This is a genomic window from Alkaliphilus crotonatoxidans (assembly GCF_054658015.1).
The window spans coordinates 1-17,942 of the sequence record NZ_BAAHXS010000001.1 but is presented as its reverse complement, the minus strand read 5'-3'; the positions used below and the strand labels follow the sequence as shown (position 1 = coordinate 17,942).

Genomic DNA, 17,942 nt, shown 5'->3' with positions numbered 1-17,942 from the left:
AAAACAATCTGTGATCAGGCACACCAGCACCCGTAACCGTATAACCTTTAAATTTAATATTTAAAGTTGCTTACGGGTAATGCCTCATTGTTATATGAATCATCTTTTTTCACGATAAATAATGATTTTCACCTGAACCGAAAATAATTCCGTTAAATTTTTAACCTTTCGCGATAATTATAACATGTAGCCTAATAAAAGCAAGGTATTTTCATATCTTTGTAATTTTCTAAATTTTGGGTACATTTACCATTCAGCATTTTTCCTATTGTCATTCACTTCCTTTTTTTATGAAAAAAATAATCCCCTCTTAAGTCCTATATTGACCTGAGAGGGGATTATTTGCTACAGCCCTTGGCTTATACTTCATCCAGTAGACTACTCAACTGACTTGTAACCAGCTCTTTATTAAAGAGCAGCTGCTTATTCACATAAAATAGAATATCCTCGTAAACATAAGTATTAAAATTATTATCATACTCGGGTTTTCCTAATTTAGCCCTGGGAGTTTTATAAGAGCTGCAGCAGTTACACACATTGTCATAATCAATGGTAATGGAATCTGCTTTCTTTTCAGAAAGATGACTTTTTACACTTTTAATTAAAATATCCTCCATATTTTTGTACCTCCCTTCCTTATAAGAGTATAATCTTCAATTAAAAATGTCATTAATATTATAAGCAGGTAAGTATTAAAGGGTGATTAAAATATAATTTTTGTCACTTTGACTTTAACATCTTTTTTGCAAGGTTTACCTGTGGAAACTAATGGTTTGTAAGAAATTTGTATTTTGAAATAAATTGTCTTGCAATTGTGAAATGTGTCGATTTGTGTTTTACAGCACTTTATTTGGTTATATATTAAATTAGAAAATTAATTGCAATTTTGCTTCCAAATATATAGAAATAATAAAAAATTATATTTTTTTATACCCCTTGAAAACATTAGCCTTGCCCAGAATTTGCGACTCACTTTATACCAATGTTTTTTTGCAAATTTGTAAATTATATGTTACGATAATTAACTATAGTGGGGGTTTACATTTTTCCTAAATTTGGAAATAGAAAAGAGGTACAAAGTATGTCTAAAATTAGAGTAGAAAATTTAGTCAAGATTTTTGGAAACAAACCAGAGAGAGCCTTGGAGCTTCTTAAAAAAGGCGTGCCTAAAGATAAAATTCTGAAAGAAACGAGGCAGGCAGTGGGTGTAGGCGATGTTTCCTTTACCGTTGAAGAAGGTGAGATCTTTGTTGTTATGGGTCTGTCCGGCAGCGGTAAATCCACCCTAATTCGTTGTCTGAATCGGCTAATTAATTCAACTTCCGGCCATATCTTTCTAGATGGGGAAGATATTACACAGATGAATAAAGAGCAGCTGATGGAGGTAAGAAGAAAAAAACTGGGAATGGTCTTCCAACGCTTTGCTTTATTTCCCCACAGAACTGTGGTGGAAAATGTTGAATATGGCTTAGAGGTTCAGGGCATTGAAAAGGATCAACGGAATCAAAAAGCCTTGGAGGCTTTAAAGCTGGTTGGCTTGGAAGGCTGGGCAGACAGCTATCCAAATCAGCTAAGTGGGGGAATGCAGCAAAGAGTTGGCCTGGCCAGAGCCTTAGCCATTGAGCCCGATATATTATTAATGGACGAGGCTTTCAGTGCCCTCGACCCCTTAATCCGTAAGGAAATGCAGGACGAGCTGCTGGAGCTTCAAAATGCCATGAATAAAACCATCATCTTCATTACCCACGACCTGGATGAAGCCTTGAAAATTGGCGATCGAATTGCCCTGATGAAGGACGGGCAAATCGTGCAGATCGGCACTCCAGAGGATATCTTAATTAATCCTGCCAATGATTATGTCGCCAAATTTGTAGAGGATGTCGATAAAACAAAGGTCTTAACCGCCGGAGAAATTATGATCAAACCCGTTTCCATTGACCATCAAAAGGATGGCCCCCGGGTCGCCCTAAGATTAATGGAAAAGGAAGAGGTTTCGGGGGTATTTGTTGTTGACAAGCAACGTATTTTAAAGGGATATGTTAATGCCGATACTATTCTGCAATTGGCTAAGGAAAATAAAAGCTCCTTTGAATCGGCTCTGGAGACTGATATTCCAACTGTAACAACAGACACAAAATTAGTAAATTTATTTTCTATTATGGCCGAGGCCAAAACCCCTGTGGCTGTCATTGATGAGCAGCAGCGTCTAAAGGGTGTTATTATTCGGGGAGCCGTTTTGGCTGCCCTTGCCAGAGGGGAGGAAACAGAAAATGGAGACAATTAATTTCTATCTATATGGCCTGCTAAACAGAAAGCTGCCCATTGGCGAAGCAATAGAAGCCTTTATTAATTTTCTAACCACCAACTTCCGTGGTTTTTTCAGAACTATTTCAGACCGTATGGATTCAATTCTAACCTTTTTAGAATCGAAATTGCTATGGTTTCCACCGATTGTATTGATGGTGATCGTAGCACTATTAGGCTATTGGCTTGCAGGCAGAAAAAAATCTGTTGGGATTTTATCCTTTTTAGGTCTATATATAATTTATAATCTTCAGCTTTGGGAACCGACAATCTCAACTACTATTTTGGTCCTTATTTCCACACTAATATCCATTTTAATCGGTATTCCTCTGGGAATACTTACTGCCAGAAATACAGTATTGCATAAGATTGTCATGCCTTTAATGGATTTAATGCAGACGATGCCTGCCTTTGTCTATTTGATTCCGGCAGTTTCATTATTTAATATCGGTAGAGTACCCGGGGTTTTTGCCACCGTTATATTCTCCATCCCACCTTCTATTCGTTTAACCAGCTTGGGAATTCGCCAGGTACCCAGTGAGTTGATTGAGGCCTCTGACGCCTTCGGATCAACCACCATGCAAAAGCTGATTAAGGTTCAGCTGCCCCTGGCCCTTTCTACCATTATGGCGGGGGTAAACCAAACCATTATGCTAGCCCTATCAATGGTGGTTATATCAGCTATGATTGGTGCCGGCGGTCTGGGACGAAATGTATGGTATGGGATTCAAAGACTACAGCTTGGTTCAGCCTTTGAAGCTGGTATTGCAGTGGTAATTCTGGCGATTATTCTGGACAGAATTACCCAAAACATTGCTAAACAAAATAAAAAGATATAAGGAGTTGACCAACTATGAAAAAGAAGAGCCTTCTTTTACTATTATTAGCTATCATGGTCTTTTCAGTTGCCTGCACAGGGACAGGCGGCAGTTCATCAAAGGGAGATGCCGTAAAGCTCGGTTATGTTGCCTGGGATTCAGAAGTGGCCAGCACTAACGTTTTAAAGGTAGTTTTAGAGGATTTAGGCTATGATGTAGACATTGTAGATGTCAGTGCTTCCCTGCTCTTTCAAGGGGTAGCCCAGGGGGATTTTGATGCCACCGTGGCGGCCTGGCTGCCTACAACCCATGCTGATTACATGAACCAGCATGGCGATCAGCTGGTGGATTTAGGTCCTAACCTAAATGGTACCCGAATTGGTCTGGTCGTTCCGGATTATATGAACATCGACTCCATCGAAGACCTTGTCGCTGGTGAACATGCCGGAGCCACCATTACAGGAATTGACCCTGGTGCGGGAATTATGATGACCACTGAAGCAGCAATTGAAGAATATAACCTTAACTATCAATTATTAGAGGGCAGTGACCCTACCATGGCTGCGGCCCTGGCCGATGCCATTGATAATGAAGAAGAAATTATTGTTACAGGCTGGACCCCCCACTGGAAGTTTGCACGATGGGATTTAAAATTCCTTGAGGACCCATTAAATGTCTATGGTGGTGACGAAGATATTCATACCCTGGTAAGAACCGGCCTTGAAGAAGACATGCCGGAGGTCTACACTGTGCTGGATAAATTCTATTGGAGCCCCGACGATATGGCCGAGGTCATGGTGATGATTGCCGACGGTATGGCTCCCGAGGCCGCTGCCAGGCAATGGGTAGATAACAATCAAGATAAGGTTAACGAGTGGATTCAATAATTATATGAAAAAAAAAGCAATGGGATAAGGATATACTCCTTAACCTATTGCTTTTTTATATTTATTCAATCAATCCATACTTAATTTTAATACGATCTAGTTTTTCAATCATTGGCTGAGAAGTAAAATATAGAAAAAATACCGTGGCGATTCCATGGACCATATCAAACCAAAATCCTGAAATATAGGTGGCTAGCAGGGCTTTCCAGGAAAAATGAGCGGTAAAGATGAGCAGGGAGCCCAGATTAATGATACCACCATAGATAAAGAAGGTAGTAAGTCCACCGAAGATACATAGAGACAGTCTCGTTTTTTTCAAATCCCCCCTTTGGTACAGAATTCCTGCTAAAAAGCCAATAATGCCAAAGCAAAACATCTGCCAGGGGGTCCAGGGTCCTTGACCAAAGAAAAAGTTAGAAACAAACCCTGCCACTGCCCCCACCAAAAACCCTGACTCTGGCCCTAAACATACCCCCGCTATAATGACTATGGCTACAACTGGCTTAAACTGGGGCAGCATGAAAAAGGCAGCCCTCCCTGCCACCGCAATGGCGGCCAATACTGCAATGACCATCAGCTCCCTTGCCTGGGGCCCTCTTTTTTCAAACACCAGGGCAAAGGGAATTAAGGTATAGAAGATAATTAAAAGGCTGATAAAATAGTATTTACGGTCTTCTAAGAAAAATACTCCAATGAGTATGGTGGCAGGGATGACCACTAGAATCAACAGGGCTGCCAATAATGTGCGCCTGCTGACAGTATTCTTAACTAAGCCTTTTTCTGACATAGATCAATCACTTCCTCTACAGTTATTGCTCCAGGATATAGATGCCGTACCATTCGGTTGGCTGCAGTGGTATAAAAGCTGTTTCCAGAAAAGAATTCCCTGGTTCTATTGGTGGTAATGATACCCCCATCGAAAAATAACGAGCATATTTCCCCATGCCTTGCACAAAACTCGATATCATGGGATACCATAACTACCGTTACTCCTTCTGCTGTCAGTCTTTTAAGGATCTGGGCAAGCCTTCCCTTGAACAATTCATCCAGTCCCTTTGTGGGCTCATCGAGAAGCAATATTTGAGGCTCCAGCAGCAGTACCTTTGCCAGGGCCACCCGCTGCTGCTCTCCGCCGCTCAGATCATAGGGATGCATGGAAAGCAGCTGTTGAAGTTCTGCAAGCTCAATGACCGCTTCTATTTTTCTATCCTTCTCTTCCCTGGTCATCTTAGTATCAGAGAGCATTTCGTATAAGTCCAGCTCTACAGTTTTTTTCACGAACAGGCTTTGAGGATTTTGAGGCAGCACCCCTAAATTATTCCTGAACCTTTCCTTTGCTTTAATTTCTGTAAGGTTTTGTCCGGCAATCAGCACCTTCCCACGATAGGGCCTGTATATCCCGCCAATCAAGGAAAGGGTAGTGGTTTTACCTGTTCCATTTCCCCCTACAATGCAGTAAAATTCTCCTCTTCTAACCTTCAATGACAAATCCTTAATTACATCGGGCATGTTTTTTTCGTATCGAAACCATACATCCTTAAGCTCGATTATGGGTTCCTTAGAAACGAAGTTATTTTCAACCTCTTTTTCCCATTGCTTTAGGGCCCCTTTCCCAAGGAAAGTATCAAGCCATTTTCGTCCCTCCTTTACTGTGACAGGACAGGGCAAACTGCTATTTACTGCCGAATGAATTCTTATGGGCGTAGTCATTGCGTCAAACATGGGATGATTTATCTCCCGCAGCCTTGCCCCTATATTTTTAGGCGAGTCATCAGCTATGATACGTCCTTCTTCCAACACAATCACCCGATCTGACAGGGGAAGAATCTCCTCCAGGCGATGGGCCGTGGTAATGATGGTTGTTCCCAGCTCTTGATTAATTTTTTTCACGGTTTGAATAAATTCCGAGGCTGCAATAGGGTCCAATTGGGAAGTAGGTTCATCCAGAATCAGCACCGAAGGCTGCATGGCCATAATGGAAGCCAGATTCAACAGCTGCTTTTGTCCCCCGGAAAGGGCAGCCACATCCCGATGGAACCAGGATTGAATTCCAAAAAAACTGGCCATTTCAGCTACTCGTAGGCGGATGGTTTGATTAGGATGTCCAAGGCTTTCCAAACCGAAGGCCAGCTCATGCCATACCTTGTCTGTAACAATTTGATTATCCGGACTTTGGAGCACATAGCCAATTTCAGCGGCTTGGGTAAGCTGGTCCACCTGTTCCAGGGCCTGGCCACAAAAATAGATTTCCCCTTCCCTTTTCCCATGGGGCGTCAGAACGGTTTTCAAATGCCTTAGCAGGGTAGTTTTTCCGCAGCCAGACTTCCCACAAATTGTAATGAAATCCCCGGCTTCAACAGTTAAGTTCATATTAGACACAGCGCTTTTTTCTTTTTCTGGATAGGCAAAGCTTAAGCCTTCGATTCGATAGATTTCCATTTTATTTCCTCCAAAATATTGATCAAGGTTGGCATCATTGTAAGCAAGAAGTATGCTGCATAAAATATGACACTAAGGGGAGTAACTCTGCTCCACCTAATAGAGGGAAAAAATCTTATGGTGGTTTGACCCATGGCAGCCCCAGTCAGTACAACGGCAATTAATAGCATCATTGCTGTAAAGACAATCCAATCCCGATGATCAAATCGAAACAGGGAAAAGCTGCTTCGATTAGGTAAGCCGTAGCCCCTTGCCTTCATGGAATCTGCTGTTTCAATGGCATTTTCCAAGGCCCAGGTGGTCATAATCGATAGAATTTTAATTCCGTTCTGGGCCCTTTTGAAAATATTCCCCTGGGAAGCATCTCTGCCGATACATTTTTGAGCATGGGAAATCACCTTAATTTGAGCCTTGTACCTAGGGACAAAGCGAAGAACCATAGAAAAAATCAATGATAGACCGGGAATGATTTTTCCAAACAAATAAATAAATTTGTCAGAGGTCATCACCGCATTATAGCAGGAAAACCATAATATTACGGTAACCAGCATGACCGCAGCCGCCCCCCCATAGACAATGGATTCTAGGGTGATGGGATTACCGTCCTTTAAATAGAACAGAATTGTTACTCCCCGATGATTAAAGGCTGGATTAAATAATGCCATCAATAACAGCATAGGCAGCAGATATAATACATTGAATTTCAATGCCTTTACCCCTTTTAACATCAATGAATAGAGAAAGGCACTGAAAAAGGCAATTCCCTGTAATACTGGATGCATAAAAAACATGGCGAAAATGATGACGGCTGTGAAATAGGTAAAATTGACAATGGGATGATAGGTAGAAAAGGTGTCCTTCATTATTCCGTCCCTCCCACTGCCGTCCAGCCGCCGATATCACGGCCTAAATCACAGGTATATATCCATTCCACCACATCTCCATCCTGTAGCGGGTATCGACTGCTGCCATAGTTAGGGAACCAGCCATTTACTTTATACATCCAGCCGCTAAGCTCTCCGCAGTCAAATTCATAGAGATTATTAATCCCCTCCACGTAGTTACTGTTATAAATTGGTGTCATAACAAATTCCATGTGGATTTTATTATTCTGCATCTCCCTCAACAAAACATCAAAGACCGATTCTCCCTCATAGAAGGTTACAGATTGGGCAGGATAAATTACACCGTCCTGGGGCAGCACCTCAAGCTTATCCTTATCAAATATGTCTAAATTGTCTAAAATGGTTTCGCAGGTTACGGATAGGGTAACGGTTAATTCCTCTTCTTTGTTAACGACAGTATTCTGCCATTCCACAGGTTTAGGCTTTCCCTCGGGTACAGGGTCAGTAAAATATTGATCCTTTCCTCCCTCAGGATTAGAGTCAGCTTCCTTTACCTCTTCAGGGGCAGACCTTGGCCTTTCCGTTGTTTCTTTTTCCTTTTTCTGCTCTTTTTCCAGGGGAAGCCCTTCCTGGGATTCCAGATGAGCCTTTGCCTTTTCATTAGCCTGTACCTCAGGCTCCTCAGCCTCCTCTATAGACTTCTCCCCTTCGTTCTGTTGATCTATTTCTTCCTCTGTTTTCAAGGATTTATTAGCATCCAGGTCACCAACTGCTTGGGCCGCCGAAATACTTTCCCCTGAATCTTCTCCTCTTTTTAAATGGATTTCGTCCCAAAAGTAGGCAAGGGACAATAGACTAATGATTAAAATTCCTACCAACCATTTTTTCTTCTTCATATCGCTATTTTTCACCTCAAATTTCTAAGCAAGGGTAATAACGCTACCCTTGCTTAGCTTTTTCAGATAATTGTTTCAGATATGGCGTAATACATTAATCCCCATTAATCCCTTTCACTGCCCATATCATAAAGCTGATTTTTACCATTGATAAATCTGTCATAGGCAATAAGGGCATACATTCCCTGATCCGTAGCCATGGGGTCCAGCTCTCCTGATAAAATATGTTTAAAGCCCCCACCCTCTACATAAAACTCCAGCAGGGCTGTTATGGCGTCTCTTCCATTTTTGATAAACCTCTTGTCCTTTTTGGGGTCAATATTCAAGGAAGTAAGGGCAACGATTACCTGGGCAATACTTTCACTGCTTTCTTCATCTCCCCAGCTGCTCATAAAGCTGCCATCGTCCTGCTGTGTGGTGGATAGAAAATGTAAAGCCCGACCGGTGGCAGCCCTTACCTTTTCCTGGTCCTGATATTTAGATAGAGCCTGCAGTGCCATGGCAGTAATGTCTGTATCTGCCGGAGCCTCTGAGGTTAAGGACCAACCTCCACCTGGAATTTCCTTAGCTAGAATGTAATCAATTAACATCTGTCTTGTGGTTTGCACTTCAACCTCTGGATCAATGGGAATTTCATAGCCCTTACTGTCCAGGGCGATCAAGGCCCAGATCGGTCCATTTAAGCCCTGCTTAATTAAGGTGTTGAAATCCGCCAGGGGCTTGGTCAGGTCATAGCCTGCTACATCGGTAACCCCTTTGTCGATGGAGGTCAGGGCCAGAATCACCCTGTCATACTCGGTATATTTAATGCGGTGCAGCTTTCCGTCGGTCTCCTTAAGCTTTTTCTCTACATTTGTATAGTATTTTACAAAATAGCCCTCGGGCACCTCAACATGGGAACGGGCCAGGGAAAGAACTGTCCATTCTCCCCCAACGCTTGCCACAACTGGATTGGTGATGGTCCGCTGCATTAATGCCCCTGTTTCCTCAATGTATTGCTTAACCTCATTGTTCTCTGGCTTTTCTTCCTTTATGGCCTGAATTTCTTCGACAGCTGCGGGTTTTTCTGCCCCTTGAAAGCTGTGGGCCCTCATGGCGACAACCGTGGCCATTTCCCTTGTGGCAAAATCCTTAGGATTAAATTCATCATTATGACCCACCATTAAACCCTGGGCAACAATGGTTTCCACTGCATCCTTAGCCCAGCTTGATACCCGATTCATATCCTTAATAGCTGTATCCGGCTTGGCTGCCTCCATATTCAAGGCCCTTACCAGGATCACTGCCATCTCTTCACGGGTGATATTTTGATGGGGATAGAAGCGGTTGCCGTCTCCCGATACAATTCCCGCCCCATAGGCGGCATTGATATAGGAATAGAACCAATCATTTACTCCAACATCGGAAAAATCAATGGCCTTGTCTACATTAACCTCAAGTCCTAGGGCAGAGACCATTAGTTTAGCAAATTCCGCTCTGGTAATATCGGCCTTGGGACTGAATTGTCCATTGTTTCCCTGGATCAAACCTTTTTGGGTTGCCTCATCAATCGCTTCGTAGGCCCAAGATGAAATGGTATTTGCATCCTTGTAGTATTTCTCTAGCCCCTTCTGACTACCCTGGGGTTCCTTCTCAATACTATATAGTACAAGGGTAGTAAGGTAATTTGTCTTGACGATCAAATCCTCTCCCTTGAGGTAACCGTAGACCTTCAATTCCTGATCTTGAGTTGCTTGTGCCCCTGCTTCCTCAGTCTTATAGAGCTGAATCGCTTTATAGCCATCCTCTTCAATAAAGCCTGCTAATCGTTCTTTTCCTCCTTCAATGATGAAGGTTACCGGCTTGTCAAATATTTGTGGATACTGCCTATGACCCATAAAGAAGATATCAATTGAATTTTTATTAATGCTATTACCCAAACCTGCTTCTACCAGCATTTGAATTTTTTCATCTTCTGAGCCAATCTCTGTAAAGAGCTCTATTTGACTGGACCCAAATTTCAGCTTTGTTCCCTTTTCAATAACAAATGATAAGTTTTCTTTGTTAATGATCGTTTTAGGAATATTGGATTTTACTTCGTTTACATCAAGAACTACCTTTGACTGAACCTTAGGAACATTAATTGTTATGTCTTGATCTTTCGCTATATTCTTTGAAATCCTTATGATGAAATCCTTATCAATATCCTTAGGAACCTCCACCACAGATTTGCCATCCTCTGAATTAACCACATGGCCCTTGGAGGAATCATCCTTATCATCGGGATCCCATTCACTAAGATCTTCTCCCAGATCCTTTCCTAAATTAGTGGTATACCGCCATTCAAGCCTGTCCCCATCCTCCAGCTCATATTTACTTGCTCCATAGTTAGGATACCAGCCATTTACATTATACATCCAGCCGCTGCCGCTGCCGTGGTCGAATTCACCATCCCCATCGATGGATTGTACATAAATACTGTCAAATTCTTTGTAATACTTATAATCACAATCTATTCCTTCATCGTCCAATACCCTTTTCAATACTGTCCAGGCGTTGTCTCCCTCCTCTAATTCTACTTTTCTAGAAGAAATAACATAGCCCTTATTAATGGTCTTTTTATCTACAGATAAGGTGACATACTCCTTGGTATCAGGATCTGTTCCACCTCCGGGGGTACCCTCTGTGCTTGTGGAGTAGATTACAAAATCAGTAAAGTGTTTGGTTTTAATAATCAGATTGTTGCCATTGTAATAGAAATAATCTGTTTTTCCACCATTTTTTCCTTCGGAATCACTGGCATATTTTTGAATAGGATACAGCTTGCCATTTTCAATATAAGCCGCTTCCATTCCCTTCATTCCAGCAAAGTCGATCGTAACGTAATCACTAAATTCTACTCTGCCATTGCCCCCCATGGTGGAAACAGAATGGATTTTATCAAGCTTTCTACCGGCTGGCACCACTGTATTAACCTTAGCTTTTATAGCTGTATCTCCAGTATCCTTTGTGGTCATCAATTCTATAGCTGAGGAATCCCCACTGGTGACAATGGCCCCTTTGGGAATCATAGCAGAGATAATGCCCTTTTCTGCCTTAATTTCAGGTAAGCTGCTGTTGTGGGGCAGCTCAACCATCACCCTGGCACTATTATTCTCAGGAATCTGAAGCAAGAAGACCTTATTGCTATCATCTACCGGTATCTTATATTTGAAATCTTCATTAACAGGAATATCTATGATCTCCGGCTCCGGCTCTGGTTCAGGCTCCGGATCAACAGGTTTATTGGAATTAGTTACTTCTCGTCTTATGGTTGCGGTGTTTCCTGCGGTATCGGTTACGATTACCTCTAATATATTAATATGCTTGTCAAAGCTGGTGTCCCTAAACTCATGTCGCCCTCTGGTGTTGACAGATTTAGCTGTTAGCACCTTTCCATTAAGCTTAACAACCATTGTAATGTCTACAGCCTCATCCTTATTGTCTGCAGGAGTAATATAGAAGACAGGAATCACATCGGTGGTAATGACATCCTTAACCTGATTTGTTATATTTGCTGTTGGAGGCTCTGTATCGGCCACGGTCTTTATGAGAAAATGGGCCGATCGAATATTATCCCCTTTTATGGTCACCTCATAGCTTCCCGCCTGACTGAAATTAACGGTTACTTCCCCCGATTCGTCAGTTAATAGTCCCTGATCGGACTTACCATTAACATATACGGCGGCATTGGCAACTGTGTTGATTTCATCCTCTTCACCAAGGCTATATCCCTGGGCAGTCAGGGTGAGGTCTGCCCCCGAATAGATGGTGATCTCCTGTGGCGTGAAGATAGAGGGATTCGTTCCCCTAGAGCTAAAGGGAATTCCCAGCCAGGTATAGTAAAAGTCCCCAGTATCTTTTCCTAAGTAGATAATAATGGATTCCCCATTGCTTACATATCTTGAAGATAAATCCCTGATGGTTCGTCCGTTTTCTACAGAGGATAGCCAGGCCTCTTCCTTAGCTGGATCTGCCATCTCTTGATTAATCATACTAAAGCCCCTGGCATTTTCAGTATAGCTGATTCCTTTTGCGTCCAGGGCTTCCTTGACAACGTCCTTAACGGTGTGCTTTCCTTTTTTAAGGGGAACGACAGCATCAGTTAAAATCACCTGATCCTTGCCTTCAATCCTTACAATGGCCTGTCCATTTTCTATGGGTGCTTGTTTTCCCCAATGATAGATAGAGCCCTTTCCCTCTAAAAAGTAAATATATTGATCCAGGGCATAGAGGGCCTGCTCAGTGGCCATCCCATTGAGGGTTAGGTTCCCTCTAAACTCAGCATGGGCAAAGCCTCCGCCGGGAACCTCAAAGGTTAATAGGGCATCAACAACATTTTTCCCATCCTTGCTAAACCTTTCGCCTGTGGGGTCAATCCCATTGGAAGCCAGCCCCATAATTACCTGGGCACAGCTTTCTGAATTGATTGTACCCCAGGAATTATATCCTCCCCCAGGCTCCTGTATCTCTGAAAGCCGATCTGCAGCCTTTGAAATAGCCGCCTGCACCGCTGGATAATCGGAGTTATTGTATGGGGCAAGGGCCGTCATTGCCATTCCTGTCATATCGGGGTCTGCATTACCTAAGCCATCCCCACTTAAATTCCATCCTCCGCCTTCGGTGCATTGGGCATCCACCAGACGGTTAATCAGCTTTTCTCTGGTCCATCTTGCATCGGCAGGAATTTGATATTCCCCTGAATCGTAGGCAAGCAAGCCGAAAACGATAGCATTTAATCCTTGACTCTCTAAATCAGCAGTGTAGATTTGTTTGATTAAATTATACCCTGCAATATTGGTGGGGTCTCCCCCTGCAGCCAGTATTCCTAAGGTCATTCGCTGAAATTCTGTGGGTTTATTATAATAAGTATTATTATTATCAGGATTTTTTAAATTAGCCTCTATTTCCTTAAGGTAATCTGCTGGAATCAGCTGGCCTTTACCTGCCCTTGCCAGACCAATTGCCGCCCAGTCCATACTGTAATGGTTGGTAACAACAACATTGCTGGCCCCTTCTATGGCAGACGCTACCCTTTCCCTCAAATTTTCCAGGGGCTTGGCCTCTACTGTAAATCTAACCGTCTGAAACCTGGGGGTTTGGGGGTCATTTGTGTCATAAATCCCTAGATCGTATTCTCCGGGAGCCATATCCTCGGGAATCGATATTTCATGATCGACCTTTCCCTCCAGATCGGTTGTTACGGGAATGTCTATCCAGCGATCTGATGGAGTTTCATAAATATCACTGGTGTCGGGGAGGAAAATTCCTAATCCGTAATCCTCATTGGGGTTTCCGTAAACACTGGCCGTTACGGTATCCCCAGGATAGACTGTCACTGTGCTTAGTTCAAGGGTTACATTGCTGAGGGCAGTATCGGCGTAGGCTGTCAGGGGGCCATTGCCAAAGATATTCAAGCCCTGGGGTATAAATAGATTTCCCAACACCATGGCCAACATGATTAAAAAGGAAATCGTTCTTTTATGCCTTATTCTCATTACAAACTCATCTCCTAGCTTATTGATAATATGAGCAAATTTATTTGCCCCTGAATTTTGTTACTTTACAACTGAATTAAAACGACTTTAATTATTTAATATTGTGATTGGCTTTCTCCATGATTTGACATGTTGTATTCCATCGGCTTCACTGCCTGAGGTATAATAGCTGTCCTGTACATATACGTAGCATTCCGTATCTGCCGTAACGCTGGGCAGGGTGATTGTTGCCTTCCCTTTATTGGCTCCGCTTGTGGCTGTTGTGCTTGAAGCAAGGATTGCTCCATCGGATACCCGCTCAACCACAACGGTGGCACTGCCTAATTCTTCAAAGGGGCTTATTGTCCAATTCCATAGGTCAGTAAAGATTTGTCCCTTTACAGTAACATCAAAGGAGCTGTTTTCGTTATAGGTTGAATTAATGCTGCTGTAATTGCTTAAGCAGGTATAATAGGTATACTCAGGCAGGGCATAATACCAACTTATTTTATCCCCATCATTTAGGGTATAGCTTGCTGCCCCAACACTTGGCAACTCATCTAATGTAGGAGAAGCCGATTGATCATTTGTATCCCATACTCTATACATCCAGCCTCCGAAGAATGAACTGGGATAATCCTGATCAGTTTGTCCTGCAACGGCGCTTACATAGCCACCGGATTCCGTATAGCTGATTGAATTGTCTGTGGCTGCTTCTTCAAAGGCATCCATTACTGTGAATCCTGTTGTATCAGTTAGCACAACCTCATATTCATCTAAAATTTCTCCGTTCCCGTCATGATAGCCTTGTATTCTAATTGTGACAGTTTTAGAAGCTGCAAAGGCTGTAGCTGAAAACATCATAGATATAATCATCACTAGGGTTACTATAATTGATAATTTTTTAATCGATCTTCTCATTATTAACCACCTCACATAAGAATTTTGTATCCTTCAGGGGCAAATAAAATTGCTTTATTGATCGAATCCTATTAAATTTTAACAAAATAAAACCTCTCAACTTGAATCATTAAGAGGTTTTTTAGCATTTTTAATCCTTATGTCATGCCTGTCAATATGTAAACCATACATTGCAGCATGCATCTTAAAACACCCCCCATCGACCGTAGAGTAAAATGGTGCATACAAAACAGGCAGGTCTTCTGGCTCAAGCGTCATCATCCTTACAACCTTCCCATGTTACCAGTGGTATTCTGTAAGGACTCCTCTTTTACAGCGGCGGGACCACGTGGGATTTTCACCCAACTTCCCTTTTCACCAATTAATAATTACTTCCCATAAAAAACCATAATTGGCACCTGTTTCAGCTATTCAGTTTTCACATACATTATATCTTATAAAATATGACTTGTCATGTAAAAATTTCCTTTTAAGGCCTATTCTTTAATACAGTCAATAAAAAAGCCTTAGATTAATTCTTTCTTAGGAATTAACTAAGGCTTTTTCAGAGAGATAGAGATAGCTTCTTTTCATTATAAAAATATAAACTAAGTTAAGTTTATATTTTATTACTAATTAATTGATAATTGATGCCCTGTAATTTCTAGTGAGTAATTGGCTGAATCATCTGCTCCATAAACGCCTATATAATAAGTACCGGTAGGTGGATTAGATAGGCTAAAGTGTTCTTGGGGTATAGCTTTATTTTCTTTTATCCAATAGGTTGATGGCGCCCCTTGATAAGGGTCATCGCCTGGTGCCCATATAACTATGTCAAGATTTTCTTCATTTTCATCTAATACTATCATGGTGACATTCAAATCTGCTTCTCCAGAATTAACACCTATAGGGTACAAAACTACCTTTCCGTACGAAACGTATCCATCAGGTATACATATATATGTTCGATAAGTATTGAAAGAGCCTGAGCCTTGGGCTGCATTCTTAATGGAATCATATGCCAGTATTCTTCCATTGCCATAGTTCTTATCGTAACCTATTTCACCCATATCTGTTCCACTAAACCTTATTGTAGTTGATTGTCCCAGAGAATATGCTGCATCATACATAAGTGCATAAACGCCTGAAAGCATAGGCGCAGACATTGAAGTACCTGATTTTACTGTATACTCACTACCTGTGTTAGCTGCTGCCGCCCTTATATTATACCCTGGAAGTACAACGTAAGGACCGTTGTTATAGGATACATTTCTATCAGTCCCACGGGAGGAACTTTCTGATAAGCCCCATCCCCCTTCATAAGGGTCTTTAATATTCCCCACAGAAGTAGAAGTATATTTAGCGTAAGTCGATAAAGTGTCATAATATGGTGGTTTATTACCATCATTACCTGCTGAAACAAAGACTGGAACTCCTTGGGCATCGATTTCATTAATCACCTCAATTATCTCTTTTCTCGCTTCGTAGGAAGCACTAGTCCCAATACTCATATTAACAACATTAATACCATATGTATCTAAATTTTGAAGAATCCATCTTAATCCTCTTAATGTATCTGCAGGATTTCCCTTCTTCCCAGCCTCAGGCAAAGTTTTTATTCCTACAAGGGCTGCCCCCGGGGCAACTCCTTCCTGAATTCCTGGATCTCCTTCTCCAGTGCCAGCTGCAATACTAGCAACGTGGGTACCATGTCCATGATCATCATAAGGATCAAGTTCACCGTTAACAGCATCATACCAACCAATTACTTTGCCTCCATCTAAGTCAACGTGTTCAGCATCAATTCCTGTGTCCATAACAGCAATTACAACATCATTCTTAGAGTAAGAATTCTCTCTTCCATCTAAATCACCAGTAACTTTAAAATCCTTCCTAGCTTTTTTTACACCTATCATATCCGTTGCTGCATTAAGGTTAATACCGATCTCATTATCTTCATTCTCATTCCATGAAGCTGGTTCATCTGGAAGAGAAAAATTATTAGTTGAGGCAATATACAGAACTTCATCCATTTTTTCTAGCTTACTTAATTGCTCACTCGTAATATTTTCAACGAGATATAGACCGTGCTTTTCTTTTATTATAGTTAAAGAATCACCAAAAATTTCTTTAAAAGCTTTTTCAAAATCTTCCGAAGAATAATCAAAATGGACTACAACATTTACATTAATACCTAATGTACTCATTTTTTTATTGGCTTTAATTTCTTGTTCCAGCATGAAGGTTATTTTCGATATATCTGATTCTGCTTTTTGTACTTTTTGTTCTGATACAATAATTTGCACTTTAGGTTCCTCTCCATCACGATAAATATTTTCTTCACTTAGCTTAATAATATCTATTTTATCAATGTCGATGGTAAGTCCCTGTTCACTTGAACTTGCATAGGTTATTCCAGATAAAGCTATTGCACCTGCTAACAACATTATGGCTATCCTTTTAGTCATTTTTTTATTCTCCTTTCCATAATATTTTGTAATACTGCTAAACTAATTAACTAAATATACTACCTCCTCCCATCTATCTTCTTTAGTATTATTTACTTCAGACATAATTAGTTATTTTATTTCTACATGCTTTTTATTTCGTTATATTTTGCTTTATAAAATCCGTAAAGATTCTACCATATCTTTCAACATTAGGATATCATGCTCTTTTTTCCAAATCAACCAATTTTTGAAAAAATTTTATTATGATTTTAGACTTATTCATATTTTAGATGAGAGAATTTAGGGTAAATAATCATTTAGAAAATGTTTATTCTAATCAAAAACAACCCCTAGAAAAATTTCTTTAAAGAATTCACCAAAGGTTGTTTTGTAATTTCTATTGAATTTTACTTAAAAGCATTTGAAATTCACTAACATAGATATCTACGATTCTTTCAGCGATTTCCACAGCCATGGTTTCTTGATAAATATGGGAGGTCATATTTCTATCATTTAACATAAGGAGCCAGTTTTCTTCATTACTAATGAGCCCCTGGGCGTAGGCCTCTTTAATAACTGCTTTGGGTGAATTTTTATCTGCAATCCCTAAATTTTCAAGATATACCTTAGTGGTTTTCCAGGAAAGCTCATAGGTAAATTCAAATCTTTGTATAAGCCCGTCACGAATAATGCTGCTGTTATGGAGCTTATATTGGTCGACGGCTTCCTTTAATCTTGCCAATGCGTTCTTAAAATTAAACAATTTATTGTCTAACTTATTCATAGATCGTCACACCCTCTTCCTGAATACTTCTTACCAATAATTTATCTGTATGCTCTCTTATAAATACAACATCTATTTTTTTCAATGTATTAATTTCCTCTATATCAGCACAGAACAGCGCCCA

At 41.0% G+C, this 17,942-nt stretch carries 12 protein-coding genes and 1 riboswitch; of the genes, 3 read left to right on the top strand and 9 right to left on the bottom strand.

What is annotated here, in order from left to right; all coding sequences use genetic code 11:
* Positions 1 to 359: 359 nt before the first annotated feature.
* Positions 360 to 617 carry a hypothetical protein gene (locus tag ACYQ1I_RS00060; RefSeq protein WP_459761531.1) on the bottom strand — a complete coding sequence of 86 codons (258 nt, stop codon included), beginning with the start codon at positions 615 to 617 and terminating at the stop codon, positions 360 to 362.
* Positions 618 to 1,081: 464 nt separating this feature from the next.
* Between ACYQ1I_RS00060 and ACYQ1I_RS00055 the strand changes: the two genes are divergently transcribed.
* Genes ACYQ1I_RS00055 through ACYQ1I_RS00045 form a run of 3 tightly spaced genes read left to right on the top strand, consistent with a single transcriptional unit; the run spans position 1,082 to position 4,009 of the window.
* On the top strand, positions 1,082 to 2,284 hold the full coding sequence (locus tag ACYQ1I_RS00055) for a quaternary amine ABC transporter ATP-binding protein (protein ID WP_459761530.1): 1,203 nt from the start codon (positions 1,082 to 1,084) through the stop codon (positions 2,282 to 2,284).
* Positions 2,271 to 3,143: an ABC transporter permease gene (locus tag ACYQ1I_RS00050; RefSeq protein ID WP_459761529.1), complete on the top strand. Its 873-nt coding sequence runs from the start codon at positions 2,271 to 2,273 to the stop codon at positions 3,141 to 3,143. The genes ACYQ1I_RS00055 and ACYQ1I_RS00050 overlap by 14 nt, the downstream gene beginning before the upstream one ends.
* A 14-nt stretch (positions 3,144 to 3,157) precedes the next feature.
* Positions 3,158 to 4,009: a glycine betaine ABC transporter substrate-binding protein gene (locus tag ACYQ1I_RS00045; protein WP_459761528.1), complete on the top strand. Its 852-nt coding sequence runs from the start codon at positions 3,158 to 3,160 to the stop codon at positions 4,007 to 4,009.
* A 61-nt stretch (positions 4,010 to 4,070) separates the two neighbouring features.
* On the opposite strand, the gene ACYQ1I_RS00040 is transcribed toward ACYQ1I_RS00045, so the two are convergent.
* From ACYQ1I_RS00040 to ACYQ1I_RS00005, 8 genes are all read right to left on the bottom strand, one after another.
* Positions 4,071 to 4,796, bottom strand: coding sequence for an ECF transporter S component (locus tag ACYQ1I_RS00040; protein WP_459761527.1), 726 nt, complete (start codon positions 4,794 to 4,796; stop codon positions 4,071 to 4,073).
* Positions 4,778 to 6,448 (bottom strand): ABC transporter ATP-binding protein, encoded by a 1,671-nt coding sequence (locus ACYQ1I_RS00035; RefSeq protein ID WP_459761526.1) that lies wholly within the window; start codon positions 6,446 to 6,448, stop codon positions 4,778 to 4,780. Before ACYQ1I_RS00035 ends, ACYQ1I_RS00040 begins: the two co-directional genes overlap by 19 nt.
* Entirely contained in the window at positions 6,421 to 7,311 is an 891-nt protein-coding gene (locus tag ACYQ1I_RS00030) for an energy-coupling factor transporter transmembrane component T (RefSeq protein WP_459761525.1), read from the bottom strand. The genes ACYQ1I_RS00035 and ACYQ1I_RS00030 overlap by 28 nt, the downstream gene beginning before the upstream one ends.
* Positions 7,311 to 8,189, bottom strand: coding sequence for a DUF4430 domain-containing protein (locus ACYQ1I_RS00025; RefSeq protein ID WP_459761524.1), 879 nt, complete (start codon positions 8,187 to 8,189; stop codon positions 7,311 to 7,313). The genes ACYQ1I_RS00030 and ACYQ1I_RS00025 overlap by 1 nt, the downstream gene beginning before the upstream one ends.
* Before the next feature lie 104 nt (positions 8,190 to 8,293).
* Complete coding sequence (locus tag ACYQ1I_RS00020; RefSeq protein WP_459761523.1) at positions 8,294 to 13,705, bottom strand: S-layer homology domain-containing protein; 5,412 nt, start codon at positions 13,703 to 13,705, stop codon at positions 8,294 to 8,296.
* An 87-nt stretch (positions 13,706 to 13,792) separates the two neighbouring features.
* Complete coding sequence (locus ACYQ1I_RS00015; RefSeq protein ID WP_459761522.1) at positions 13,793 to 14,605, bottom strand: DUF4430 domain-containing protein; 813 nt, start codon at positions 14,603 to 14,605, stop codon at positions 13,793 to 13,795.
* A 215-nt stretch (positions 14,606 to 14,820) separates the two neighbouring features.
* Positions 14,821 to 15,015, bottom strand: a riboswitch (cobalamin riboswitch).
* 201 nt (positions 15,016 to 15,216) lie between these two features.
* Entirely contained in the window at positions 15,217 to 17,052 is a 1,836-nt protein-coding gene (locus tag ACYQ1I_RS00010; RefSeq protein WP_459761521.1) for a S8 family serine peptidase, read from the bottom strand.
* 379 nt (positions 17,053 to 17,431) lie between these two features.
* Complete coding sequence (locus ACYQ1I_RS00005) at positions 17,432 to 17,818, bottom strand: nucleotidyltransferase substrate binding protein (RefSeq protein ID WP_459761520.1); 387 nt, start codon at positions 17,816 to 17,818, stop codon at positions 17,432 to 17,434.
* Positions 17,819 to 17,942 lie beyond the last annotated feature (124 nt).

Bases quoted from the DNA above. Each gene is read 5' to 3' on its own strand.
- ACYQ1I_RS00035 (WP_459761526.1), bottom strand. From the start codon at position 6,448: ATGGAAATCTATCGAATCGAAGGCTTAAGCTTTGCCTATCCAGAAAAA.
- ACYQ1I_RS00025 (WP_459761524.1), bottom strand. From the start codon at position 8,189: ATGAAGAAGAAAAAATGGTTGGTAGGAATTTTAATCATTAGTCTATTG.
- ACYQ1I_RS00060 (WP_459761531.1), bottom strand. From the start codon at position 617: ATGGAGGATATTTTAATTAAAAGTGTAAAAAGTCATCTTTCTGAAAAG.
- ACYQ1I_RS00015 (WP_459761522.1), bottom strand. From the start codon at position 14,605: ATGAGAAGATCGATTAAAAAATTATCAATTATAGTAACCCTAGTGATG.
- ACYQ1I_RS00005 (WP_459761520.1), bottom strand. From the start codon at position 17,818: ATGAATAAGTTAGACAATAAATTGTTTAATTTTAAGAACGCATTGGCA.
- ACYQ1I_RS00040 (WP_459761527.1), bottom strand. From the start codon at position 4,796: ATGTCAGAAAAAGGCTTAGTTAAGAATACTGTCAGCAGGCGCACATTA.
- ACYQ1I_RS00020 (WP_459761523.1), bottom strand. From the start codon at position 13,705: ATGAGAATAAGGCATAAAAGAACGATTTCCTTTTTAATCATGTTGGCC.
- ACYQ1I_RS00055 (WP_459761530.1), top strand. From the start codon at position 1,082: ATGTCTAAAATTAGAGTAGAAAATTTAGTCAAGATTTTTGGAAACAAA.
- ACYQ1I_RS00050 (WP_459761529.1), top strand. From the start codon at position 2,271: ATGGAGACAATTAATTTCTATCTATATGGCCTGCTAAACAGAAAGCTG.
- ACYQ1I_RS00030 (WP_459761525.1), bottom strand. From the start codon at position 7,311: ATGAAGGACACCTTTTCTACCTATCATCCCATTGTCAATTTTACCTAT.
- ACYQ1I_RS00045 (WP_459761528.1), top strand. From the start codon at position 3,158: ATGAAAAAGAAGAGCCTTCTTTTACTATTATTAGCTATCATGGTCTTT.
- ACYQ1I_RS00010 (WP_459761521.1), bottom strand. From the start codon at position 17,052: ATGACTAAAAGGATAGCCATAATGTTGTTAGCAGGTGCAATAGCTTTA.